4 protein-coding genes and 1 pseudogene are annotated in these 4,073 nt (G+C 67.5%); 2 read left to right on the top strand and 3 right to left on the bottom strand.

Annotated features, from left to right (window positions below; translation table 11 throughout):
- A pseudogene (locus ACK543_RS10900) lies at positions 1-139 on the top strand (IS630 family transposase); the annotation flags it as partial.
- On the opposite strand, the gene ACK543_RS10895 reads toward ACK543_RS10900, so the two are convergent.
- Both ACK543_RS10895 and ACK543_RS10890 read right to left on the bottom strand, forming a co-directional pair.
- A complete protein-coding gene (locus ACK543_RS10895; RefSeq protein WP_409942871.1) occupies positions 136-558 on the bottom strand; it encodes a hotdog fold thioesterase in 423 nt (140 codons plus the stop codon). The pseudogene ACK543_RS10900 and the gene ACK543_RS10895 overlap by 4 nt on opposite strands.
- Positions 559-654: 96 nt before the next feature.
- Positions 655-2,172 (bottom strand): acetyl-CoA hydrolase/transferase family protein, encoded by a 1,518-nt coding sequence (locus ACK543_RS10890; RefSeq protein ID WP_409942870.1) that lies wholly within the window; start codon positions 2,170-2,172, stop codon positions 655-657.
- 288 nt (positions 2,173-2,460) lie between these two features.
- Here ACK543_RS10890 and ACK543_RS10885 point away from each other — a divergent pair, with 288 nt between their 5' ends.
- Positions 2,461-3,363, top strand: a complete 903-nt coding sequence (locus tag ACK543_RS10885) for a class I SAM-dependent methyltransferase (protein WP_409942869.1) — start codon at positions 2,461-2,463, stop codon at positions 3,361-3,363.
- A gap of 54 nt (positions 3,364-3,417) precedes the next feature.
- Here ACK543_RS10885 and ACK543_RS10880 read toward each other — a convergent pair whose 3' ends face one another.
- Complete coding sequence (locus ACK543_RS10880) at positions 3,418-3,846, bottom strand: hypothetical protein (RefSeq protein ID WP_409942868.1); 429 nt, start codon at positions 3,844-3,846, stop codon at positions 3,418-3,420.
- Positions 3,847-4,073 lie beyond the last annotated feature (227 nt).

The raw sequence follows: 4,073 nt of genomic DNA, 5'->3' as shown, positions 1-4,073 counted from the left end.
GCAGCTTGTGCAGCGCATCGACCACTTCGTCGCCGCGCACAACACAAACTGCCAGCCCTTCACATGGACTGCCACCGCCGATTCGATCCTTGAAAAGCTGCATCGACTTTGCTCACGTATTTGCGGGACAGCACACTAGCGTGGCGCGAGCATGGCCATCGTCAGGCGCGACACGCAGGTTGGCTCGCCTGCATCGTTGACCATGTCGATCTGCCACACCTGGGTGGTGCGACCGATGTGCACCGGCCGGGCGGTGCCCGTGACCCAGCCGCTGGTGGCAGCGCGCAGGTGGTTGGCGTTGATGTCCAGGCCCACGCCGCGCCATCCCTCGGGGCAGGCGTAGTTGGCGGCGATCGAACCCAGGGTTTCGGCCAGCACCACGCTCACGCCGCCGTGCAGCAGGCCAAAGGGCTGGCAGGTTCGGCGGTCCACCGGGACGCGCCCGCGCAGGAAGTCGTCGCCCACTTCGGTGATTTCGATGCCCAGGTGCGACACGGCCGTGTCCTGGCAGTCTGCGTTCAACAGCGCAAGCGTCGCCGTTTTTTTCCAGAGGCTCATGGTGCTCCCGGCAGGAGGGTGGTCAATAGAGATGACTGACCACTGTAACGGCACCGGCCCTCGTGCGCTGTCATGTCGGCGTCGGCGGGCGAGCGATCAGGCGCGCATGTTGCCCGTGTCCACATAGCGCTGGTGCCACGACAGCGCCTCGGTCAGCAGGTGCGGCGTGTGCTGGCCGGCGGCGCTGCGCTTGGCGCGGGCCACGTAGTCGTGCAGGGCCGGGCGGAAGTCGGGGTGGGCGCAGCGGTCGATGATGAGTTCGGCGCGCTGCGTGGGCGAGTGCCCGCGCAGGTCGGCCAGGCCGTGCTCGGTGACGATGATCTGCACATCGTGCTCGGTGTGGTCCACATGCGAGGCAAAGGGCACGATGCAGGAGATGGCGCCGTTTTTGGCCAGCGAGGGGCTCATGAAGATCGACAGGTAGGCATTGCGCGCAAAGTCGCCCGAGCCGCCGATGCCGTTCATGATGGCCGAGCCCATGATGTGCGTGGAGTTCACATTGCCGTAGATATCGGCTTCGATCATGCCGTTCATGGCGATCAGGCCCATGCGTCGGATCAGCTCGGGGTGGTTGCTGATCTCCTGGGGGCGCAGCACGATGCGCTCTTTGTAGAAGTCGATCCGGTCGTTGAACTCCTGCAGGGCCGCCGGGCTGAGCGACAACGCCGTGGCCGATGCGCTGGCCAGCGTGCCCGATCGCAGCATCTCAAGCATGCCGTCTTGCAGCACCTCGGTGTAGGCCGTGAGGTGCTTGAACGGCCCCTTGTTCAGGCCCGCCAGCACGGCGTTGGCGATGTTGCCCACGCCCGATTGCAGCGGCAGCAGGTTGGGGGGCAGGCGGCCCTGGCCCACCTCGTGCTGCAAAAAGTCGATGATGTGGCCTGCAATGCGGTGCGACACATCGTCTGGCGGCGCAAACACGCTGTTGCGGTCGGGCTGGTGGGTGACCACCACCGCGATCACCTTGGCCGGATCGCAGCGCAGATAGGGCTCGCCGATGCGCTCGTCGGGCCGTGTCATGGGGATGGGTTTGCGGTGCGGCGGCACATCGGTGCCGCAATAGATATCGTGCATGCCCTCCAGCTTGGGGTTGTGCCAGGCGTTGACCTCCAGGATGACCTTGTCGGCCTGGTCCAGCCAGGCCTTGTTGTTGCCGATGGATGACGACGGGATCAGCCGCCCGTCGGGCAGCACGCCCGCCACCTCGACCACCGCCATGTCGAGCTTGCCCAGAAAGCCAAACCGCACAAACTGCGCCACATGCGACAGGTGAATGTCCACGTACTGCATGTGGCCAGCATTGATCTGGCGGCGCACGGTGGGGTCGGACTGGTAGGGCAGGCGCATCTCGATGCCATCGACCTGCGCCAGCGCGCCGTCCAGTTCGGGGGCGGTGCTGGCGCCCGTCCACAGGCCGATCCTGAAGCCGTGGCCCTGGGCGTTCAGGGCCTCGATGCGCCGGGCCAGCGCGCCGGGCACCGCCTTGGGGTAGCCCGCCCCGGTAAAGCCGCTCATGCCCACATGGGCCCCCGCCGGAATCAAGGCCGCGGCCTCCTCGGCCGACATGATGCGGGACACAAAGTCGGGGTAAAGCACCCGGTCGGCAAGGGACATGCAACAGGCTCCGCAACAACAAAAGGGGGCTGCGCCGTGCACACAAAAAAGCGGCGCAGGGGTGTAATCCTAGCCCGCATACTTCATCAGGGGCGCATCGAGGCCCGGCCACGGCAGCACCAGCCAGGGGCGGAATACCCCGCCTAACTGCACAGGAGGCGTAGTCAGGTCAAAGTATTGCCCCGCAGTGCGCCCACAGTGCGCCCACAATGCGCACACAATGAACGGCTGCCAACGCCTTGCAGCATCCACCCGACGAGGCCCGTCACGCCACAGCAGGAGAGTCCCGTGCAGCACCCCAGCTTGCGTTCCCGCCGCCCCCGCACCCAGCGCGGGGCCGCACCGCCTGCCGCCAGCCTGCTCGAGCGCGCGCAGCTGCATGCCGTGCCCAGCACCCTGCTCATCCCGCTGGTGGCGCGCGCCCACGGGGGCCGCTACTTTCCGTGGCTTGACTGCCGGGATGCTGTGGCGTCGGACGTGCTGGGGCAGCTGGGCGCCGATGAGAACGCCACGCTGAACGACCTGCCCACCGTGCTCAACGTGCTGTGGCGCACGCGCGCCATCAAAGACGCCGGGCGCGCGTTTTTTGGCGAGCACCCCCAGGGGCTGGGGGTGAACCTGGGCTGCGGGCTATCCCAGCATTTCCAGTGGCTGGACACCGGGGGCAACCAGTGGCTGGATGCCGATCTGGCCGAGGTGATGACGCTGCGCCAGCGCCTGCTGGCACCGCGTGGCCCGCGCGCGCGCCATGCGGTGGTGAACCTGACCCAGCCCGGCTGGTGGAAACGCCTGGGCCTGCCTGAGCGCGACGCGTCGGCACAGCCGGTGCTGCTGGTGTGCGAAGGCGTGCTCATGTACCTGGAGCCCGCGCAAGTGCAGGCCGTGCTGGCCGAATTCGCGCAGCACGCGCCGCCCGGTTCGCGCATGGTGCTGGACATGCTCACCCGCGCCGTCGTGGGGCAGGCATCGCGCTACGCCAGTGTGGCAGCGACGGGAGCCGAGTTCCGCTGGGGCGTGGGCCGCGCGGTCGATCTGCTGCAGGCCCACCCGCGCCTGGTGCTGCTGCGCGAGCAGAGCGTGACGGACTGCTATGGCTGGACCGGCATCGCATTTGACGCGATGTGCCGCCCCTGGCTGGGCGCGCCGCTGTACGGCATGGTCACGCTGGGGTTGACGGAGGGCACCGCTTGAGTCGCCGTGCCGCCGCCCCCAGGCAGCCGCCCACATCGGCCTGAATCAGCCCGGTCAGGCCTGGGGCGCCTTCTTGCGAACGGCCCGGCCTGCGGCCGCTTTGCCACCACGCCTGCCGCGCAGGTGCAGTATCCAGACCACCAGCAGCCACAGGTATGCCAGCGGCACCGCGCCGGCGGCCAGCCATGGCGGCGACAGGGGGGGCACCATGATCGAGCGCGGGGCCACCATCCACGCCAGCAACTGGCGCGCGCCGCTGCCCAAGGCCGGAACGGCCCCCGCTGCGCCCCCGTGGGCCATGCGCGCCGCCATGAAGGTGAACAACTCCATCAGCAGCGCTGCAATCACAAAACAGCCCAGCAACGCCAGCAACTGTCCGAACGCGCCACGGTTGCCCTTGACCAGGAACACAATGGCCGACAGCAGCACCAGCACGGGCAGTGCCCAGGCAAGGCCCGGCCAGGCAGACAAGAGCATTTGCATCGGAGAAAACCAGGTTTGAGCGCGCAAGCGCCAATAGCGCGGTGGCTGCGGATCATAGACCCAGAGCAGCCCCGGCCCACCATAATCTAGGAGCCTGTCGGACTTGGAGCGTCGAAAGCGAAAATCGGCCCCAGCGAGGACAGTTTTTGCCGAATTTGCAGCCCCATAGCCGAGCCATGGGGCAAAAAGGCGGTTAAAAATGGACCGCTGCGGTCGATTTGCAGCCG

The sequence above is a fragment of the Acidovorax sp. genome, assembly GCF_046341535.1.
GTDB lineage: Bacteria > Pseudomonadota > Gammaproteobacteria > Burkholderiales > Burkholderiaceae_C > Acidovorax.
The sequence above is the reverse complement of the archived record's forward strand: the minus strand, read 5'-3'. Positions and strand labels throughout refer to the sequence as shown.